This window comes from Intrasporangium sp. (genome assembly GCF_030452765.1).
Classification (GTDB): Bacteria; Actinomycetota; Actinomycetes; order Actinomycetales; family Dermatophilaceae; genus Intrasporangium_A.
The window spans coordinates 1-18,625 of record NZ_JAKDLO010000084.1 but is presented as its reverse complement, the minus strand read 5'-3'; the positions used below and the strand labels follow the sequence as shown (position 1 = coordinate 18,625).

Here is an 18,625-nt window from a genome sequence, read left to right as displayed (position 1 = left end):
TCCGTGAGGTCGCACTCTTCCCGCGTGACCTGCACCGTCTCGTGCCGTGAGCCGGAGTGCCTCGTGCCGACCACTTCCCCTCGTGTCACAACAGCATCTAAAGTGTGGTTCTGTACCCACGTGACCCTTCGCCGGAGGGGAAGCCGGCGGCGCGTGGGTGCACACCGGAGAAGATCGGGGTTCAACATGACGAACGAGCGTCAGCTCGCCGAGGTGCGGTTCCTTACCGTTGCCGAGGTCGCCTCGATCATGCGCGTGTCGAAGATGACGGTGTACCGGCTCGTCCACAGCGGGGAGCTTCCCGCAGTGCGGGTGGGCAGGTCGTTCCGCGTTCCGGAGGACGCGGTGCACAAGTACCTGCAGACGTCCTACATCGACACGGCGTGAGTGGTTTCGCAAGGATGACGGGGCGCATGGTCCGACTCGGGCGGTGCGCCCCATCGCTTTGAGGACCAGTCGGCCGACACGCTAGGCTGAGGCCTCGGCTTGGCTCTTGGAGTTCGACTCTCCGTGAAGGACGGGTGGTCGACGCAGGTCGGCACACACCGTCTACGGATCGAGGACAACGATGGGCTCTGTCATCAAGAAGCGCCGCAAGCGCATGGCGAAGAAGAAGCACCGCAAGCTGCTGCGCAAGACGCGCCACCAGCGTCGCAACAAGAAGTGATCGCCACGAAGTGACCGCGCCAGCGTGATCGCGAGCGGGCCCGGCCCGCGCCACACGGCCCTCGCCACCGGCGGGGGTCGTTCCGTGTCCGGCGAATCCGGGGATGGTGCCGCCGCGGTGGGATCACCCAGTTGCGCTGGGTAGGCTCGGGGGCAGCGGACGGGAGTCTGTAGTACGTGGGTGGCAGGAAGGTGCCAGATGGCCAAGGTTGTGCTGATGACAGGGGTGTCGCGCTACCTCGGCGGCCTCTACGCCCGGCGGCTGTCGGCCGACCCGTCCGTCGAGCGGATCCTTGCCGTCGACGTCGTGCCGCCTCCGCACCCGGTCGGCCGTGCCGAGTTCGTCCGGGCAGACATCCGCAACCCGATGATCGGGCGCATCATCGCGCAGGCCGGTGTCGACACCGTCGTGCACATGAACGTCATCGCCACGCCGAAGGACACGGGTGGCCGGGCGACGCAGAAGGAGATCAACGTCATCGGCACGATGCAGCTGCTCGCCGCCTGCCAGAAGGCCGACTCCGTCCAGCGCCTCGTCGTCAAGTCCACGGCCGGGGTCTACGGCGCGTCGCCGCGGGATCCCGGGGTCTTCACCGAGGACATGAACCCGAGGGCCATGCCGCGCACCGGGTGGGGCAAGGACTCAGTCGAGGTCGAGGGCTATGTCCGGGGCTTCTCCCGGCGACGGCCCGACGTCGAGATCAACCTGCTCCGGCTGGCCAACGTCGTCGGCTACGGCATCCGCACCGCGCTCACCGACTACTTCTCCCTGCCGGTCTGGCCCGTGCCGCTGGGCTACGACGCCCGTTTCCAGCTCGTCCACGAGTCGGACGCGACCGAGGCGATGGTCCGGGCCACGACCGGGGCACCCATCGGCATCGTCAACGTCGCCGGTGACGGCTACGTCACCTTGCTCCAGTGCGCCGCGATCGCCCGGCGGCCCATCGTGCCGGTGCCGCTACGGTCAGGCGGCATGCTGGGCACCGTCATCAAGCAGACCGGGATGGCCGACTTCTCGTCCGACCAGCTGGCCTTCCTCGCCTTCGGCCGAGGGATCGACACGGCCCGGATGCGCACCGTCCTGGGGCTCGAGCCCGGCTACACCACCCGGGCCGCCTTCGAGGACTTCTCCCGACGGCTGCGGCGCTCGGTGCCCGGGACCGAAGGGGTCAGCGACACGGTGAGCGGGGCCGCCGCGGGCACCGTGGCCGCGATCTCCCGGGTCTTCGAGAGGATCGACTCATGAACGAGCCGGACAAGTCGGCCAGTCGACGCACCCGACCCGAAGGGGCCTTTGCGGCCGGTGCGGCGCGGGCGAGCGGGGAGCGGCGTCGCCGGGTCGGCACCCCGCTCATCTCCGCGACCGATACCGTCGAGGTCAGCACGGCTCGACGAGTCGCCGCGGGGACACCGACGGGTGAAGCCGCCTCCACCGCCGAGGCCACGCCGTCCGGCACGGCAGGCAGTGACGCCGCACGGTCCAGCGCGGCCACGCCGAGCGAGAAGGCCACACCGGGGGCGTCATCCGAGCCGAGGTCGTCGACCACGCGTTCCGCGCCGAGGCGTCGCACGTCCTCCCGTGGGTCGTCAGCCGGCGGGTCGTCAGCCGGCGGGTCGTCGGTGCGGTCGGGTGCGCCGCGACCGGCGTCAGCCGGAAGCCCCCGCCCCCGACGATCCGAGGTGGGCGCAGGCACCTCCAAGCGACCCAGCCGGGCCGGGGTGCGCACCCAAGCGGCTGCCGGGGACCGGGCCAGGCTGCGAGCCGTGCCTTCGCCGAGCGAGCAGCCGGCAGCCCCGGAGAAGTCCTCGACCCCGCTGTCGGCGGCACTGCCGACGGCCGCCTTGGCGAGCGCCGCCGCACAGGTCTCCGGCACCGCTGAGAAGCTCGTCGGCAAGTTCCTCGAGGCTGCCGACACGACCACCAACATCCGACCCAGGCCGGGCGAGATCGTCGACCTTGCGGTCAACGTGCTGCGCGCCGCGTTGGCGAGCGCCGGCCTGCCCGCCGGGGAGATCGAGCGCCACGTCGCCGAGACCCTGGCCTATGTGCGCCGTCGCATCAGCGGCGAGGTGACCGTCGACGAGTTCGGCTTCGACGAGGACTACACCCTCCACGTCCACCTGCCGGTGTTGCGTCCGCTCTACAAGCGGTGGTTCCGCGTCGAGGTCAAGGGTGTCGAGAACATCCCAGCGACCGGCGGCGCCCTCGTCGTGGCGAACCACTCGGGCACGATCGCCTTCGACTCGCTGCTGACCCAGCTCGCGGTCCACGACGAGCACCCCCAGCAGCGGCACCTGCGGATGCTGGGGGCCGACCTCGTGTTCCAGACTCCCTTCCTCGGCACGATCGCGCGACGGTCGGGCTCGACGCTCGCCACGAACCCCGACGCCGAGCGGCTCCTGCGCAACGGCGAGCTCGTCGGCGTCTGGCCCGAGGGCTTCAAGGGCGTCGGCAAGAAGTTCAGCGAGCGGTACAAACTGCAGCGTTTCGGTCGTGGCGGCTTCGTCGCCGCCGCCCTGCACGCGGGGGTCCCGATCGTGCCGTGCTCGATCGTCGGGGCAGAGGAGACCTACCCGATCCTCGGCAACATGCCGGTCGTCGCGCGGCTGCTCGGGGTGCCGTACGTCCCGATCACGCCGACCTTCCCTTGGCTGGGGCTGCTCGGGCTCATCCCGCTGCCGAGCAAGTGGCTCATCGAGTTCGGCGCCCCGGTCGACACGGCCGCGCTCGGGCCGCAGGCGGCGGACGACCCGATGGTCGTCTTCGACCTGACCGACCAGATCCGCGAGACGATCCAGCAGACGCTCTACAGCCTGCTCATGGAGCGCAGGTCGGTCTTCATCTGATCTTCCCCGAGCTGCCCCCCGAACGGTCCGTTCGAGGAGTCCGCTGTCTCTCGCGCCGGGTCGCCCCGCCCGCTGCTTCATGCGTAGGGTCACGGGTATGGACGCCCGCATCCTCCTGCTCGGCCGCCCCGGATGCCACCTGTGCGACGAGGCGCGCGTCGTCATCGAGCGGGTGGCCACCGACCTGGGCGTCGGCTGGGAGGAGCGCTCCATCGACGAGAACCCCCAGTGGCGGGCCGACTACGCCGAGCAGATCCCGGTGACCTTCGTCGACGGGCGGCAGCACGACTTCTGGCGGGTCGACGAGGCACGGCTCCGGCAGGCCCTGCGGTGACGCCTGACCGGCCTGCGGTCCACGCCGTGGTACACGCGTCATCTCGCTTTGTGCATGCCTTCACAAACGTCTAGCCTGAACAGGTCCCAGTGCTCCGCGCTCATCGAGCGCTGCCGCGAAAGGAGCCGGTGAGCCCGCGTGTCGGCCGATCCCACCGTGCGTCGAGAGATTCCCGACGCCACCGTCGCGCGGCTCCCGGAGTACCTGCGGACACTGACGAGACTGGCCGAGGAGGGCGTCGCCTTCGTCTCGTCCGAGGAGCTGGCCGCGTCGGTGGGTGTGCGCTCGGCGCAGCTGCGCAAGGACCTGAGCCACCTCGGCTCGTACGGGGTGCGCGGGGTCGGCTACGAGGTCGAGACCCTTGCCCTCGAGATCACCAGGGCGCTCGGCCTGACCGAGAACTGGCCCGTCGCGATCGTCGGGATGGGCAACCTCGGCCACGCGCTGGCCTCCTACTCCGGCTTCGTGACCAAGGGTTTCCGGATCGTGGCGCTCTTCGACGACGACCCGGCCCACGTGGGGGAACGCATCGGCGATGTGACGATCCGGCCCTCGTCCGAGATCGAGGCCGCCGCCGGCGAGCTCGGGATCACCATCGGGGTCATCGCCACCCCGGCGGTGGCCGCACAGTCGGTCTGCGACGCCCTCGTGGCAGCCGGCGTCCGTGCCATCCTCAACTTCGCCCCGAGCGTGCTGTCGGTCCCGCCGGGCATCGACGTGCGCCGCGTCGACCTGTCGACCGAGCTGCAGATCCTCGCCTTCCATGCTCAACGCAAGTCCGCGCTGCCCGCCACGCCTGCGGCGGTGGTGCCCCAGTGAGTCTGCTCGTCATCGGACTGTCGCACCACACCGCGCCGATGTCCGTCCTCGAGGTCATCGCTGCGGACGAGCGGCGCGACGAGACCCTCGCCGACGCGCTCGTCCGATCCTCGACCGTCGACGAGGTCGTCGTCCTGACCACGTGCAACCGGCTCGAGGTCTACGCCGAGGTGCCCGCCTTCCACCCCGCCGTTGCTGCGATAGGCGACGCGTTCGCTTGCACGGCGAGCCTGCCACCCGTGGACAGGCGGGCTGGAGAACCGGTCGACGCGGGCCCCCGCGAGCCCGGAGCCGTCCTCGCCGCACGGGCCGACGGGCTCGCCGACCACCTGTACGTGCGATACGACGATGGCGCCGTCGCTCACGCGTTCACCGTAGCGTGCGGGCTCGACTCCATGGCGGTCGGCGAGTCCCAGGTGCTCGGGCAGATGCGGGCGGCGCTGGCCCGGGGCCAGGCGTCCGGCCGCGTCGGCGCGTCGCTCAACGCGCTGTTCCAACAGGCCCTACGGGTCGGCAAGCGTGCCCACTCGGAGACCGACATCGACGGTCACAGCGTCTCCCTCGTCCAGGCAGGGCTCGAGGCGGCTGCGGCCCGGCTCGGCCCGCTCGATGGGTGCCGGGCGGCCGTGGTCGGCACCGGGGCGATGAGCGGTCTCGCCGCGGCAACTCTCGGCCGGACGGATGTCGACTCCCTCAGCGTCGTGGGGCGCACGGCGGAGCGTGCGGAGCGGCTTGCCGCGACGACCGGCGGAACGGCCCGGGCGTGGGACGACCTCGCCGACGTCGTCGCCGAGAGCGACCTCGTGCTGACCTGCACCGGTGCCGCCGGCCACGTCCTCAGCGGCGCTCACCTGCGGGCCAGCGCCGCCCGCCGGAGCGGCCACCCGCAGGTCTTCATCGACCTCGCCGTGCCTCGCGACATCGAGCCGTATGCCATGTGGCCGGAGCCGGTCCCGGGCGTGAGCGTCATCGGTCTCGAGGAGCTCGGCCAGCGCCTGCTCGGTCGGGCCGAGGAGCATCAGGTGGACCGGGTGCGCGACATCGTGACCGGCGAGGTGGCCGCATTCCTGACCTGGCAGGCCGCCGAGTCGGTCGCCCCCACGGTCGCTGCCTTGCGAGGGCGTGCCGCCGAAGTGGTGGCAGCCGAGCTGAGCCGGCTCGACCACCGGATGCCCGACCTCGGCGAAGCCGTCCGTGCCGAGGTCGAGCTGGCCGTCCACCGGGTCGTCGAGAAGTTGCTGCACACCCCGACCCGTCGGGTCAAGGAGTTCGCCATCGACGGCAGCGGCGCCGACTACGCGGCGGCCCTGCGCGAGCTGTTCGACCTCGAGCCGAGGGACGTTGCCAACGTCAGCGTCCCGCCGAGGAGGACGCCGACATGACGACCCTCCGGATCGGCACGCGACGCTCCGCCCTCGCCACGACGCAGTCGACGTGGGTGGCCGATCGTCTCCGCGCGGCAGGCCATGATATCGAGCTCGTGCCCATCACGACCCACGGCGACGTCTCGGGCGCCCTCCTGAGCGCCATCGGTGGGGCCGGTGTCTTCGCCGCCGAGATCCGCAAGGCGCTGCTCGACGGACGGGTCGACCTCGCCGTCCACTCGCTCAAGGACCTGCCCACGGTGCCGGAGCCGGGACTCGTCATCGCGGCCGTCCCCGCGCGGGAGGATCCGCGTGACGCGCTGGTCGCCCGGGACGGGCTGACCCTCGGCGAGCTGCCCACCGGGGCGGTCGTCGGCACCGGCTCGCCGCGGCGCGTCGCCCAGCTGGCCGCTCTCGGGCTCGGGCTGCAGCTGCGCCCGGTCCGCGGCAACGTCGGCACCCGGGTCGGGCTGGTCGAGTCGGGGCAGGTCGACGCGGTCGTCCTTGCCCGGGCGGGGCTCGCGCGCCTCGGGCTGCTCGATCTCGTCACCGAGGTCCTCGACCCGATCCAGGTCCTGCCCGCCCCCGGCCAGGGGGCACTGGCCCTCGAGTGCTGCGCCGACCGCGACGAGGTCCGTGCGGTGGCCGGAGTCCTCGAGGACGCCGACACCCGCTCCCGGGTCGTCGCCGAACGGTCCCTCCTGGCCACGCTCGAGGCCGGCTGCACGGCGCCCATCGGAGCCCTGGCCGAGGTCGTCGACGGCGAGGACGGCCTGGAGCTGTCCCTGCGGGCCTTCGCCGGCAGGCCGGACGGCAGCCTCGAGCTGCGCCGCTCGCTCGTGGGCCGCTACGACGAGCCGTCAGAACTCGGCGCGCGACTCGCGCGCGTCCTGATCGAGGACGGTGCCGCCGACCTCGATCACCCGCCCACACCCACACCGCAAGACACCTCGGAGCCAGTTTCGTGACTCGTTCGCGCACGCCGTCTGCAACGGCGCAGACCACCACGCAGCCCGCATCCCCCGCGCGGGTCGCCTTCGTCGGGGCCGGCCCGGGCGACCCCGGCCTGTTGACCCTGCGCGGCCGCGACCTGCTCGCCGCCGCCGACGTCGTCATCCTCGACCGGATCGCCGGGGCCGAGACGGTGCGGGCCTTCACCCGCCCGGACGTCGAGCTCATCGACGCGAGCCACGGCGACCGTGGGCAGGAGCTGACCCAGGCGATGCGGGCCAGGCTCGTCGCCAAGACAGCCAAGTCCGTCGGCGACGACGGCCTCGTCGTACGGCTCATGGACGGCGACCCGGGCACCTTCACCGGCCTCGTCGACGAGGTGCGCGCCTGCCGCAAGGCCGGCATCAGCTTCGACATCGTCCCCGGGGTCTCGGCCGTCTCGGCTGTCCCGACGTATGCCGGTGTGCCGCTGACGGCCAAGCACGACCGGGCCTTCCACGTGCTGCACGTCGACGGGCCGGGCAACCACCTCGCCCGGTACGCCGACGACGAGGGGAGCCTCGTACTGCTCGGCTCGCCCGACTCGCTTCGCGATGCGCTGCACGCGCTGCTCAAGGCCGGTCGCGATGCCGCGACCCCGGTCGTGCTGACCGAGGCCGGCACGACGGTCGCCCAAGGGAGCCGCACCGGTGTGCTCGGCGACATCGACCGTGTCTTCGAGGGCGCGGCGGCCCTCCGTCCGAGCGTTGCCGTCGTGTCGGCCAACGTCGAGCTGCGTGACGAGCTCTCCTGGTTCGAGACCAAGCCGCTGTTCGGCTGGCGGGTCCTCGTACCACGCACCCAGGCCCAGGCGGGACCGATGATCGAGCGGCTCGCCTCGTATGGTGCGACCGCCGACGTCGTCCCGACCATCTCCGTCGAGCCGCCCCGCACCCCGCAGCAGATGGAGCGCGCCGTGCGCGGTCTCGTCACAGGCCGCTACGAATGGGTCGGCTTCACCTCGGTCAACGCGGTGCGCGCCGTCCGGGAGCGCTTCGAGGAGCTCGGTCTCGACGCCCGCGCCTTCGCCGGCCTGAAGGTCGCGGCCGTCGGTGGCGTCACCGCCACCGCACTGCAGGACTGGGGCATCAACCCAGACCTCGTGCCGTCCGGCGAGCAGTCCGCGGCCGGCCTGCTCGCCGACTGGCCTGGCTATGACGACGTGCTCGACCCGATCAACCGGATCCTGCTGCCGCGCGCCGACATCGCGACCGAGACCCTCGTCGCGGGGCTGCGGGCGATGGGCTGGGAGGTCGACGACGTGACGGCATACCGCACGGTACGGGCGGCCCCGCCGGCACCGGAGGTCCGCGACGCGATCAAGGGCGGCGTGTACGACGCCGTCGTCTTCACCTCGAGCTCGACGGTGCGCAACCTCGTGGGCATCGCCGGCAAGCCGCACCCCGCGACGGTCGTCGCCTGCATCGGCCCGGCCACGGCCAAGACCGCCCAGGAGCAGGGTCTGCGCGTCGATGTCCTGGCCCCGGAGGCATCCGCGTCGAGCCTCGTCGACGCGCTCGCGGGCCATGGGGTGGGCCTCGCCGTGGCCGCCGCTGAGGCCGGGCAACCGGTCCGGCGCCCCCGTGACAAGCGCCCGGCGACACGTCGGCGGGCCAGATGATCGAGCGGCCCAGGCGGCTGCGCCAGTCAGCCGTGATGCGCGCGATGGTCGCCGAGACCCGGGTGCGCCCGAGCCAGCTCGTCCTGCCCGTCTTCGTCGCGGAAGGGGCAAGCGAGCCCCGACCGATCACCAGCATGCCCGGTGTGGTCCAGCACACGGTGGCTTCGGTGGTCGAGCAGGCCCGCCGCGCGCTCGAGGCGGGGCTGGCCGGGATCATGCTCTTCGGCGTTCCCGAGACGAAGGACGCCCACGGGTCCGGCGCGTCCGAGCCCGGCGGCATACTCAACGTCGCCCTGCGCGAGGTGCGGGACAAGGTCGGGGACGACCTGCTGGTGATGGCCGACACGTGCCTCGACGAGTTCACCGACCACGGGCATTGTGGCGTGCTCGACGCGAGGGGACGGGTCGACAACGACGCGACCCTGGGGGTCTACGCCGAGGTGGCCCTCGCCCAGGCCCGCGCCGGCGCCCACGTCGTCGGGCCGTCCGGGATGATGGACGGACAGGTGCGGGTCATCCGGGAGGCGCTCGACGCGGACGGCTTCGAGGAGGTCGTCATCCTCGCGTATGCCGCCAAGTACGCCTCGGCTTTCTACGGGCCGTTCCGCGAGGCCGTCCAGTCGAGCCTGCGCGGCGACCGCCGCACGTACCAGCAGGACCCGGCCAACATCCGGGAGGCGCTGCGCGAGATCGACCTCGACGTCGCGCAGGGCGCCGACCTCGTGATGGTGAAGCCGGCCATGTCCTACCTCGACGTCGTCGCGGCGGCGGCCGAGCGCACGAGCGTGCCGGTCGCGGCCTACCAGGTCTCGGGGGAGTACGCCATGATCGAGGCTGCCGCGGCGCAGGGCTGGATAGACCGGCAAGGCGCCGCGATCGAGGCGCTCGTCTCGATCCGACGGGCCGGAGCCCAGGTCATCCTCACGTACTACGCCCTCGACGCGGCGCAGTGGCTCGGCTGAGCGCGGGCCTGCCGGGCGCCTACTCCCGAACAGCCGGAGAAGCACTGTGCGCGACGGTGCCGAGTGATTTAGAATTCAATGCAACGTACGAGGATGTCCACGATGACTCAGCACGGCGGCGAGGAGGTGGCGATGGCTGACGCGCAGACCACCGAGGTCCGCTGGCTCGACGCGGGGGAGCAGGCCTCGTGGCGCGCCTTCCTGCGCGGAACTCGCCTGCTCGAGGAGGCGCTCGACAGGGCCTTGCGTGCCCACGGCACCCAGCTGAGCGAGTACGAGATCCTCTCGATGCTCTCCGAGGCGCCCGAGCAGCGCCTGCGGATGTCCGAGCTGGCGGCGATGGTCGTGCAGTCCCGCAGCCGCCTGACCCATACTGCGGGCCGGCTCGAGGACCGCGGCTGGGTCTCGCGTGAGTCGTGCCTGGCCGACAAGCGCGGCGTCGAGCTCGTCCTGACCCCCGCCGGTGTCGGGGTCATCGACGAGATGGCGAAAGTGCACGTGCAGAGTGTGCGCGACAACCTCGTCGACATCCTCACTCCGGCACAGTTCCGGGCCATCGGGGACGCGATGACGATCGTGCGCGACCACCTCGACCCGGAGGGCCGCTCCGGGCGCTGACCCGCCGCCTCCCCGTCGAGCGGGCGCCAAGTCACCGTGACCGGGACACTCGGGCGTGACTGAGCCGCATGGGTTGCGCTGGGGCTTCGCGGGATGTGCACAGGGCGGCGCCCCCCGTGACTTGCGACAATGGCGCCCATGACGCAGCCCACATCCACCACGTCGGCCACCGCACACTCCGCCGACCTGTTCGAACGCGCTCAGAGGATCATCCCCGGCGGGGTCAACTCACCGGTGCGCGCGTTCGGCAGCGTGGGCGGGACGCCCCGGTTCATGGCCTCCGCGCGCGGCGCATGGCTGACCGACGTCGACGGGAACCGCTACGTCGACCTCGTCGGGTCGTGGGGCCCGATGATCCTCGGGCATGCGCATCCCGACGTCGTCCGGGCCGTGCAGGCTGCCGCCGGGCTGGGGTTCTCGTTCGGCACGCCGTCGGCCGGCGAGGTCGACCTCGCGGCCGAGATCGTCTCGCGCGTCGAGCCGGTCGAGCAGGTGCGCCTCGTCAACAGCGGCACGGAGGCGACGATGTCGGCGATCCGGCTGGCCCGCGGGTTCACCGGCCGCGACATCGTCGTCAAGTTCGCCGGCTGCTACCACGGGCACGTCGACGCGCTGCTGGCCTCCGCCGGGTCCGGCGTTGCGACGTTCGCGCTGCCGGACTCGGCGGGCGTGCCACGGTCGAGCGCGGGGGAGACGGTCGTCGTGCCGTACAACGACCTCGCCGCCGTCGAGGCGGTCTTCGCCTCGCGCGGGCCGGAGATCGCGGCGGTCATCACCGAGGCGGCGCCCGGGAACATGGGGGTCGTGCCGCCGCTGCCCGGCTTCAGCGAGGGGCTGCGGCGCGTGACCAGCGAGCACGGGGCCCTGCTCGTCTCGGACGAGGTCATGACGGGGTTCCGGTGCTCGCCAGCCGGCTTCTACGGGCTCGAGGGTCCGTATGCCGCTGGGCCGCCCGACCTGTTCACGTTCGGCAAGGTCATGGGTGGCGGTTTCCCGGCGGCAGCGTTCGGTGGCCGCGCCGACATCATGGCGTTGCTCGCACCCGCGGGCCCCGTCTACCAGGCGGGAACGCTGTCGGGGAACCCCGTGGCGTCCGCGGCTGGGCTCGCGACGCTTCGCCTGTGCACGCCGCAGGTGTACGACCGGCTCGCCGTCGTCTCGCGTGCGATCGGTGCCGGGGTCGCGGACGCGCTCGAGACGGCCGGTGTGCCCCACACGATCCAGTGGGCGGCCTCGATGTTCTCGGTGTTCTTCCGGGACGGCGTGGTCCGCAACTACGACGAGGCCAGGGCCCAGGACACGGCTGCCTTCCGCCGGTTCTTCCACGCGATGCTCGAGCAGGGTGTGCACCTGCCGCCGAGCGCCTTCGAGTGCTGGTTCGTCTCGGCGGCCCACGACGACGAGGCGGTGTCCACGGTGCTCGCGGCGCTACCGGCAGCGGCCCGTGCCGCAGCGGAGGGTGTCGAGACCTGAGGGCCGGCCCGCCCGCGTGAGCCCTGCCGGCGGGGACTGGGCACGTGTCTGCCTCGGGGCGGGCTCCGGCAGCCCGAGGGAGCGGGGGGCGCCCGGTGAGCTGAGCGGCATACCACGGCTGTGTCCCAGCAGGCGAAAACCGGCCCGACCCGAGATGACCTCGGACCTACACTCGCCAGGTGTCCCTGTCCGTGTGGTTCGGCCTCGTCGCTGCCTGCTTCCTCATCTCGTTCACCCCGGGAGCCGGCGCGATCAACACGATGGCCAACTCGATCACGGCAGGCTGGGCGCGGTCGGTCTGGGGGATCGCCGGGCAGCAGGTCGCCCTGGTCGCCCACATCGGCATCGTGGCTGCAGGCGTCGGCGTCCTCGTGGCGAACTCGCCGTTGCTGTTCAACATCGTCCGCTACGCAGGCGCCGCCTATCTCGTCTACCTCGGGGTCCGGCAGTGGCGTGCACGCCCGCAAGGCCAGGTCGACGAGACGATCATGCCGACCGAGTCCTCGTGGTCGATGGCCCGCCGGGGCGTGCTGGTCAACCTGACCAACCCCAAGGCGGTCGTGTTCTTCCTGGCCTTCACGCCACAGTTCATCCGGCCGAGCCATCCTCTCGCCCCGCAGTATCTCGTCCTGGCCGCGACGGTCGTCGTCATCGACGTGGTCGTCATGTGGTTCTGCTTCGCCGCTGCTGCCAAGGGGCTGCGCCGGATGACCCGCAGCGGGGCAGGCCAGACGAGACTCAACCGGCTCTTCGGCGGGATGTTCGTCGGCGTCGGGGCGCTGCTGGCGATCGTGCACTGAGGGGGCTGCACTGTCGATCGGGACCAGGGCACTGTCGATCGGGACGAGCGCACTGTCGATCAGGACTGGCGCACTCTCGATCGGGAATACTGCACTCTCGATGGCGGAGGTCTCGGGAGTTGACCCGCCACTTGGGCCGACGCGGCGGCGTTTGAGAGACTGGGCCCCATGACCGGCAGCCCCACCTCACCCACGCCACCCGCGAGGCCCGGTCCGACGCGCACCGTGATCCACCTGATGCGCCACGGCGAGGTCCACAACCCGAGCGGGGTGCTCTACGGGCGGCTGCCCGGCTACCACCTGTCCGAGCTGGGCTTCGCGATGGCCGACACCGTCGCCGCGCACCTCGAGTCCAGCGACCTCACCCTCGTGCTGGCCTCCCCCCTCGAGCGGGCCCAACAGACTGCCGCGCCGATCGCCGAGCGTCACCACCTGCCCGTCGAGACCGACGCGCGGCTCATCGAGTCGGCCAACCACTTCCAGGGCCACGCCTTCACCAAGGTCTCCCTGCTCGACCCCCGGCTGTGGCCCAAGGTCGCCAACGTGACCAAGCCGAGCTGGGGCGAGCCGTACGAGGCGATCGCCGGGCGGATGCTCGCGGCGATCGCCGATGCGCGGACGGCGGCATCCGGGCACGAGGCGCTTCTCGTCTCGCACCAGCTGCCCATCTGGACGGTGCGCAACCGGCTCCAGGAGCGCCGCCTCTGGCACGACCCGCGCAAGCGGGAGTGCACCCTCGCGTCACTGACCTCGCTGTACTACGTCGACGACGAGCTCGACTCGATCGCCTACTCCGAGCCGGCCGGCGCGCTGCTCGCCCGAGCGTCCAAGAGCGTGGGCGCCTGATGCCACACACCGACCGGCGCACCGCGATGCGGTGGGGTGCCGCCGTGCTCGCGGGCGCCGTCGTCGGCCTGTCGGGTGCCTGCTCGTCCGACCCGAACTCCGTTGCGGCTCAGGCACAGTCGGGCGACCGCAAGGGGTACATCTCCGGCGACGGCGCGATCGAGCAGATCGCCCCGTCCGACCGCGGCAACACGGTCGCCCTGACCGGCACGACCCTCGAGGGCGAACCCTGGTCGATGAAGGGCATGGACGGCACCGTCGTCGTGGTCAACGTCTGGGGCTCGTGGTGCCCGCCGTGCATCGAGGAGACTCCCGAGCTGCAGAAGACTTGGCAGCAGGTGCAGGCCGAGCAGCTGGAGGTCGAGTTCATCGGCCTCGACACGCAGGAGAGCCCCGAGTCGGGCCTCGCCTTCCAGAAGGCCAACAACGTCACCTACCCGTCTCTCGGCTACGACGGCGGGGTGCCGGTGCTCGCCCTGCAGGGCAAGGTCGCGGCCACCCCGACCACGCTGGTGCTCGACCGCGAGGGCCGCATCGCCGCCCGCGTCTCCGGTCCGCTCACGGCCGCGACGTTGCGCGGGCTCATCGACGATGTCCTCGCCGAGGCCTGACCGGTGACGCCAGACCTGCTGACCGGCTCGGTCGTCGTCGCATCGGCGGTCGCCCTCGCCGCGGGGTTCGTCTCGTTCGCCTCCCCGTGCGTGCTCCCGCTCGTGCCGGGCTTCCTCGGCTACGTCACGGGCCTGGGTGACACCTCGCTGGAGCGCCGATCACGGGGCCGGCTCGTGCTCGGCGCGCTGCTCTTCGTCCTCGGCTTCTCCGTCGTCTTCCTCGCCATGGCGTTCGGCTTCTCCGTGCTCGGGTTGGCCCTACAGGCCCACCGCACCCTGCTCATGCGCGTCGGTGGCGTGATCGTGATCGTGACCGCGTTGCTGATGCTCGGTCTCGGCAAGGGGTATGCCGCCCAGCTGGCCTGGCGCCCGAGAGCGGGTCTGGCCGGGGCTCCCTTGCTGGGGGCGGTGTTCGGGATCGGCTGGAGCCCCTGTCTCGGCCCGACGCTCGGGGCCATCTACGCCATGGCGGCCCCGCTCACCGCCGAGTCCGGCTCGGTGGGGCGCGGGCTGCTGCTGGCGATGGCGTACTGCCTCGGGCTCGGACTGCCGTTCCTGCTGATGGCCGCGGGCTGGGAGAAGGCGGGCCGGGCCAACGGATGGCTGCGGCGGCACCAACGGACCATCCAACGCGTCGGGGGCGTGCTCCTGCTCGTCGTCGGGGTCCTGCTCGTCACCGGCCTCTGGGAGACCATCATGGTCTGGCTCCAGGTCCACTTCATCAGCACGTTCCGGACGGCACTCTAGAGATGAACGGCACGCTGAGATGACCAGCACCGACACGAGGACACCGCGGCGCACGACCCCGGAGCCGCAGCCGCCGGACCTCGGCGTGCTCGGCATGCTGCGCTGGGCCTGGCGCCAGCTGACGAGTATGCGAACGGCGCTGTTCCTGCTGCTGCTCATCTCGGTCGCCGCCGTGCCGGGCTCGATCTTCCCGCAGCGCAACATCGACCCCGGGCGGGTCGCCGACTACCTGACCAGGCACCAGAGCAGCGGGCCCTGGCTCGACCGCCTCGGCTTCTTCGACGTCTTCTCCTCGCCGTGGTTCTCGGCGATCTACCTGCTGCTCTTCATCTCCCTCATCGGCTGTATCGTGCCGCGGGCCAAGGTGCACCTGAAGGCGCTTCGGTCCAGGCCGCCGCGGGCGCCGGCGCGACCCGAGCGTCTCGAGCACCACGCGAGCCTGACGACGTCGGCGGCGCCCGAGCAGGTCCTCGCCACGGCCCGGGAGGTGCTGGCCTCGCGGCGCTTCCGGGTCCACTCGCACGACGCGGCGTCGGTGTCGGCCGAGTCGGGCTACCTGCGCGAGACGGGCAACCTCGTCTTCCACGTCGCCCTGACCGGGATCATCGTCGGAATGGCGGTCGGGCACCTGTTCGGCTGGCGCGGTGACGTCATCGTCCCGGAGGGGCAGAAGTTCGCCTCGTCGATCTCGACGTACAACACGTTCTCGCCGGGCCCCTGGGTGAACCCGGCGCGGATCCCGAGCTTCGTGCTGACCGTCGACAAGATGCAGGCCGACTTCATCCAGACCCCCGGCAAGACCTTCGGGCAGCCGCGCGACTTCATCGCGCACACGACGGTGCAGGCCCGGCCCGGCGCCGCGGCTGTGCCGGAGCAGATCAGCGTCAACCATCCGCTCAGCATCGACGGCGCCGACGTGTTCCTGCTGGGCAACGGCTACACCCCCGTCATCACGGTCCGCGACGCGCAGGGCGAGGTCCTCTACCACGACGCGACCCCGTTCCTGCCACAGGACCAGACCTACCGCTCCGTCGGCGTCGTCAAGGTGTCGGCGCTGCCCGCACCGAAGCAGCTCGGCCTGACCGGCTTCTTCCTGCCCACCGCCGAGCCCACCTTCGCGAACGGCCCCGCCTCGGTCTTCCCCGACGCGCTCGACCCGGAGCTGGCGCTGTCGGTGTGGGAGGGCACCCTCTTCCCCGGCGGGATGCCGCAGTCGGTCTACACCCTGAACACCGAGGCGATGAAGCAGGTGACCAAGCCCGACGGGTCGCCCGTGCTCGTGCGCCTCAAGCCTGGCCAGACCTACGAGCTGCCCGGTGACCGCGGGTCGGTCACCTTCGACTCCGTCAAGCGCTTCGCGGGACTGTCGGTGCGCCACGACCCCGGCGAGCTGATCGCCCTCGTCTCCGCGATCCTGACGACCGCCGGGCTGATCCTTGCCCTGACCCTCAAGCGGCGACGCGTCTTCGTCCGGGTCCGGCAGGCTGACGATCCGGACGGTCGAGCGGCTACCGTGGTCAGCATCGGCGGCCTCTCGAAGGACTCCGACGCCGGGTTGACCGCCGTCATCCAGGCCGTGCACGACCGCCTTGCAGAACGGACCACCGCAACGTGACTCCCGAGACCCTCGCCAACCTGGCCAACAACGCGCTCTACTCGTCGATGGTGGTCTTCACGCTCGCCATGCTCGCCTTCGTCGCGCACCTGTCCGCGCGGGCGCCACGCCGGGCGCAGGCCCGCGCGAGCGCCCGCACGGATGCTCTGGTCGCGGCGGGGGTCGGTGCCGCGGCGGACGGCGGCACTCGCGATGCAAGGGACGTCGCGCGCGACCGCGCGGGCGAGCCGGCACCCGGCTCGGCGGCATACGGGCCGGAGAGTCTACGCAGCAGGCAGTGGGGAAGCATCGGGCTGACCCTGACCTACCTGGCCACGCTGCTGCTCGTCGGGTCCGTCGTGCTGCGTGGCGTCGCCGTCGCGCGGCCGCCGTGGGGCAACATGTTCGAGTTCGCGACCGCTGCCGTCGCTGCCGTCGGCGTCGCCTACAGCGTGCTGGCGCGCCGCAACCGCTGGGAGTGGCTCGGGGTCTTCATCGTCACCCCGATCCTGCTCGTGCTCGGTCTGGCCGTCACCGTCCTCTACACCGAGGCACACGAGCTCATGCCTGCGCTGAAGTCGTACTGGCTCGCGATCCACGTCACCGTCGCGTTCCTCGCCGTCTCGCTGTTCACCCTCGGCGCCGCTGTCGGGGCGGTCTACCTGCTGCGCCGGCGCCGTGAGGTGCGCCCGTCGGCCCGACCGGGCGTGATCGAGTCGCTGCCGTCGGCGGCGGCCCTCGAGCGGACCGCGTACAGCCTCAACATGGGCGGGTTCATCCTGTGGACCTTCACCCTCATCGCCGGCTCGATCTGGGCGAAGCAGGCGTGGGGCGCCTACTGGCAGTGGGACCCGAAGGAGGTCTGGACGTTCGTCATCTGGGCCGTCTACGCCGCGTACATGCACTCGCGGGCCACCGCGGGGGTCGACGCCCGCAAGTCGATGTACATCGCGCTCGCCGGCTACGCCGCCGTCATCATCAACTTCACCGCCGTCAACCTCGTGTCGACCTTCGTCGGCATGCACAACTACTCGGGAATGTGACCAATGCTGCGCTACACGGTGCTGCGCCTGCTGATCTTCTTCGGCTTCACGTTGCTGTTCTGGCTGGTCGGGCTGCGACACAACCCGATCGTGCTGATCGTGCTCGCCGCGATCGCCTCGTCGGTCACCTCGTACGTGCTGCTGCGCGGGCTGCGCGACGAGATGACGGCGGGCCTGGTCGCCCGCCACGAGGCCCGGACGGCGCGCAAGGGGCAGCTGTCCGCGGACGAGCTGGCCGAGGACACCGAGGCCGAGGACGGGACTGAGGGGCAGGCCGGGACCGGGGACAACGGGGCAGGGGCGGAGGCCAGGCACAGCGAGCCGCACGGCGAGCGAGCCTGATGGACGGCTGCCGGGCCGGCACGCGCGCACCGCGCTGGCCACGCTCGGCGGCGGACGTCAGCCGACGTGGTGGCCGATGGCGAGGCCGATGGCGAACAGCGCGGACCAGGCCAGCTCGAAGGCGCCGGTCCCGACCAGCACCGGCACGAGGTCGCGGCCGTGGGCGCCGCCGACGATGGCGCGCACGGGCCGGAGCAGGATCGGGGCGGCCAGGACCGCGAGCAGGGCGAACGGTGTCGTCGCGGCAGTCAGGCCCGTCATGACGAACGCGACCGTGACGAGGGCGAGGTAGAAGATGCGCGACCCGCGGTCGCCCATCCGGACCGCGAGCGTCTGCTTGCCGGTGGCCCGGTCGGTGGGGATGTCGCGAAGGTTGTTCGCGACGAGGATGGCCGAGGCGAGCGAGCCGACGCCGATCGCACCCCACCAGCCTGCCCGGGTCAGCGAGGTCATCGTCGCCATGGTCCCGAGGGTTGCCACGAGGCCGAAGAAGACGAAGACGAACAGCTCGCCCAGCCCGAGGTAGCCGTAGGGTCGCGAGCCTCCGGTGTAGAACCACGCAGCGAGGATCGCCGCCGCGCCGATGGGGATCATCACCCACAGGCCGGAGAGGGCCACGAGCGCCAAACCGGCCAGTGCGGCGAAGAAGAAGAACGTGAGCGCCGCGAACTTCACGCTCGACGCGCGCGCCAGGCGTTGCCCGACCAGCCGGACCGGACCGACCCGGGCCGTGTCGGTGCCCCGGATGCCGTCGGAGTAGTCGTTGGCGAAGTTGACCCCCACCTGCAGGCAGAGCGCGACGACGAGGGCGAGCAGCGCATAGCTCCAGACCACGTGGCTGGCCTGGTACGCCGCGCCGGCGCCGACGAGGATCGGGGAGATGGCAGCGGGCAGCGTGCGTGGACGAGCGCCGTCGATCCACTGGGTCAGGGTGGCCATGGGTCCTTT

The 18,625-nt window shown here is 71.6% G+C and carries 20 protein-coding genes; 19 read left to right on the top strand and 1 reads right to left on the bottom strand.

Going from position 1 to position 18,625, the window contains the following annotated elements; genetic code table 11:
• The first annotated feature begins 186 nt into the window (after positions 1-186).
• The 19 genes from L0H79_RS12025 to L0H79_RS11935 all read left to right on the top strand — a co-directional run bounded on the left by L0H79_RS12025 (position 187) and on the right by L0H79_RS11935 (position 17,677).
• Complete coding sequence (locus tag L0H79_RS12025) at positions 187-387, top strand: helix-turn-helix domain-containing protein (RefSeq protein WP_301484847.1); 201 nt, start codon at positions 187-189, stop codon at positions 385-387.
• 181 nt (positions 388-568) lie between these two features.
• Positions 569-667 carry an AURKAIP1/COX24 domain-containing protein gene (locus L0H79_RS12020; protein ID WP_003792170.1) on the top strand — a complete coding sequence of 33 codons (99 nt, stop codon included), beginning with the start codon at positions 569-571 and terminating at the stop codon, positions 665-667.
• 198 nt (positions 668-865) lie between these two features.
• Positions 866-1,912, top strand: a complete 1,047-nt coding sequence (locus L0H79_RS12015; RefSeq protein ID WP_301484846.1) for an NAD-dependent epimerase/dehydratase family protein — start codon at positions 866-868, stop codon at positions 1,910-1,912.
• 434 nt (positions 1,913-2,346) lie between these two features.
• Positions 2,347-3,513 (top strand): lysophospholipid acyltransferase family protein, encoded by a 1,167-nt coding sequence (locus L0H79_RS12010; RefSeq protein ID WP_301484845.1) that lies wholly within the window; start codon positions 2,347-2,349, stop codon positions 3,511-3,513.
• A 97-nt stretch (positions 3,514-3,610) separates the two neighbouring features.
• Positions 3,611-3,847, top strand: coding sequence for a glutaredoxin family protein (locus L0H79_RS12005; RefSeq protein WP_301484844.1), 237 nt, complete (start codon positions 3,611-3,613; stop codon positions 3,845-3,847).
• Between the two features lie 138 nt (positions 3,848-3,985).
• Positions 3,986-4,666: a redox-sensing transcriptional repressor Rex gene (locus L0H79_RS12000; RefSeq protein ID WP_301484843.1), complete on the top strand. Its 681-nt coding sequence runs from the start codon at positions 3,986-3,988 to the stop codon at positions 4,664-4,666.
• Positions 4,663-6,048, top strand: a complete 1,386-nt coding sequence (gene hemA / locus L0H79_RS11995) for a glutamyl-tRNA reductase (RefSeq protein WP_301484842.1) — start codon at positions 4,663-4,665, stop codon at positions 6,046-6,048. The genes L0H79_RS12000 and hemA overlap by 4 nt, the downstream gene beginning before the upstream one ends.
• Complete coding sequence (gene hemC, locus L0H79_RS11990) at positions 6,045-6,998, top strand: hydroxymethylbilane synthase (RefSeq protein ID WP_301484841.1); 954 nt, start codon at positions 6,045-6,047, stop codon at positions 6,996-6,998. Before hemA ends, hemC begins: the two co-directional genes overlap by 4 nt.
• Complete coding sequence (locus L0H79_RS11985; protein WP_301484840.1) at positions 6,995-8,641, top strand: uroporphyrinogen-III synthase; 1,647 nt, start codon at positions 6,995-6,997, stop codon at positions 8,639-8,641. The genes hemC and L0H79_RS11985 overlap by 4 nt, the downstream gene beginning before the upstream one ends.
• Entirely contained in the window at positions 8,638-9,603 is a 966-nt protein-coding gene (gene hemB, locus L0H79_RS11980) for a porphobilinogen synthase (protein ID WP_301484839.1), read from the top strand. Before L0H79_RS11985 ends, hemB begins: the two co-directional genes overlap by 4 nt.
• A gap of 102 nt (positions 9,604-9,705) precedes the next feature.
• On the top strand, positions 9,706-10,221 hold the full coding sequence (locus L0H79_RS11975; RefSeq protein ID WP_301484849.1) for a MarR family winged helix-turn-helix transcriptional regulator: 516 nt from the start codon (positions 9,706-9,708) through the stop codon (positions 10,219-10,221).
• Positions 10,222-10,359: 138 nt separating this feature from the next.
• The gene (gene hemL, locus L0H79_RS11970) at positions 10,360-11,694 is read left to right on the top strand and encodes a glutamate-1-semialdehyde 2,1-aminomutase (protein ID WP_301484838.1); all 1,335 of its coding nucleotides are present in this window, start codon (positions 10,360-10,362) and stop codon (positions 11,692-11,694) included.
• A 179-nt stretch (positions 11,695-11,873) separates the two neighbouring features.
• Positions 11,874-12,494 carry a LysE family transporter gene (locus L0H79_RS11965; protein WP_301484837.1) on the top strand — a complete coding sequence of 207 codons (621 nt, stop codon included), beginning with the start codon at positions 11,874-11,876 and terminating at the stop codon, positions 12,492-12,494.
• Between the two features lie 168 nt (positions 12,495-12,662).
• Positions 12,663-13,340, top strand: coding sequence for a histidine phosphatase family protein (locus L0H79_RS11960; RefSeq protein WP_301484836.1), 678 nt, complete (start codon positions 12,663-12,665; stop codon positions 13,338-13,340).
• Complete coding sequence (locus L0H79_RS11955) at positions 13,340-13,951, top strand: TlpA disulfide reductase family protein (protein WP_301484835.1); 612 nt, start codon at positions 13,340-13,342, stop codon at positions 13,949-13,951. The genes L0H79_RS11960 and L0H79_RS11955 overlap by 1 nt, the downstream gene beginning before the upstream one ends.
• A 3-nt stretch (positions 13,952-13,954) precedes the next feature.
• Positions 13,955-14,698: a cytochrome c biogenesis CcdA family protein gene (locus L0H79_RS11950; protein ID WP_301484834.1), complete on the top strand. Its 744-nt coding sequence runs from the start codon at positions 13,955-13,957 to the stop codon at positions 14,696-14,698.
• A gap of 19 nt (positions 14,699-14,717) precedes the next feature.
• A complete protein-coding gene (locus L0H79_RS11945) occupies positions 14,718-16,313 on the top strand; it encodes a cytochrome c biogenesis protein ResB (protein ID WP_301484833.1) in 1,596 nt (531 codons plus the stop codon).
• The gene (gene ccsB, locus L0H79_RS11940) at positions 16,310-17,335 is read left to right on the top strand and encodes a c-type cytochrome biogenesis protein CcsB (protein ID WP_301484832.1); all 1,026 of its coding nucleotides are present in this window, start codon (positions 16,310-16,312) and stop codon (positions 17,333-17,335) included. The genes L0H79_RS11945 and ccsB overlap by 4 nt, the downstream gene beginning before the upstream one ends.
• Positions 17,336-17,338: 3 nt before the next feature.
• Entirely contained in the window at positions 17,339-17,677 is a 339-nt protein-coding gene (locus L0H79_RS11935; RefSeq protein ID WP_301484831.1) for a DUF4229 domain-containing protein, read from the top strand.
• 57 nt (positions 17,678-17,734) lie between these two features.
• On the opposite strand, the gene L0H79_RS11930 is transcribed toward L0H79_RS11935, so the two are convergent.
• On the bottom strand, positions 17,735-18,625 hold an 891-nt coding region (locus tag L0H79_RS11930; protein ID WP_367652465.1), incomplete at its 5' end, for a 1,4-dihydroxy-2-naphthoate polyprenyltransferase.

Excerpts from the sequence above, each read along its gene's own strand:
- L0H79_RS11960 (WP_301484836.1), top strand. The coding sequence starts at position 12,663 with ATGACCGGCAGCCCCACCTCACCCACGCCACCCGCGAGGCCCGGTCCG.
- L0H79_RS12005 (WP_301484844.1), top strand. The coding sequence starts at position 3,611 with ATGGACGCCCGCATCCTCCTGCTCGGCCGCCCCGGATGCCACCTGTGC.
- L0H79_RS11945 (WP_301484833.1), top strand. The coding sequence starts at position 14,718 with ATGACCAGCACCGACACGAGGACACCGCGGCGCACGACCCCGGAGCCG.
- hemB (WP_301484839.1), top strand. The coding sequence starts at position 8,638 with ATGATCGAGCGGCCCAGGCGGCTGCGCCAGTCAGCCGTGATGCGCGCG.
- L0H79_RS11955 (WP_301484835.1), top strand. The coding sequence starts at position 13,340 with ATGCCACACACCGACCGGCGCACCGCGATGCGGTGGGGTGCCGCCGTG.
- hemL (WP_301484838.1), top strand. The coding sequence starts at position 10,360 with ATGACGCAGCCCACATCCACCACGTCGGCCACCGCACACTCCGCCGAC.
- L0H79_RS11935 (WP_301484831.1), top strand. The coding sequence starts at position 17,339 with ATGCTGCGCTACACGGTGCTGCGCCTGCTGATCTTCTTCGGCTTCACG.
- L0H79_RS12025 (WP_301484847.1), top strand. The coding sequence starts at position 187 with ATGACGAACGAGCGTCAGCTCGCCGAGGTGCGGTTCCTTACCGTTGCC.
- hemC (WP_301484841.1), top strand. The coding sequence starts at position 6,045 with ATGACGACCCTCCGGATCGGCACGCGACGCTCCGCCCTCGCCACGACG.
- L0H79_RS12015 (WP_301484846.1), top strand. The coding sequence starts at position 866 with ATGGCCAAGGTTGTGCTGATGACAGGGGTGTCGCGCTACCTCGGCGGC.
- L0H79_RS11975 (WP_301484849.1), top strand. The coding sequence starts at position 9,706 with ATGACTCAGCACGGCGGCGAGGAGGTGGCGATGGCTGACGCGCAGACC.
- L0H79_RS12020 (WP_003792170.1), top strand. The coding sequence starts at position 569 with ATGGGCTCTGTCATCAAGAAGCGCCGCAAGCGCATGGCGAAGAAGAAG.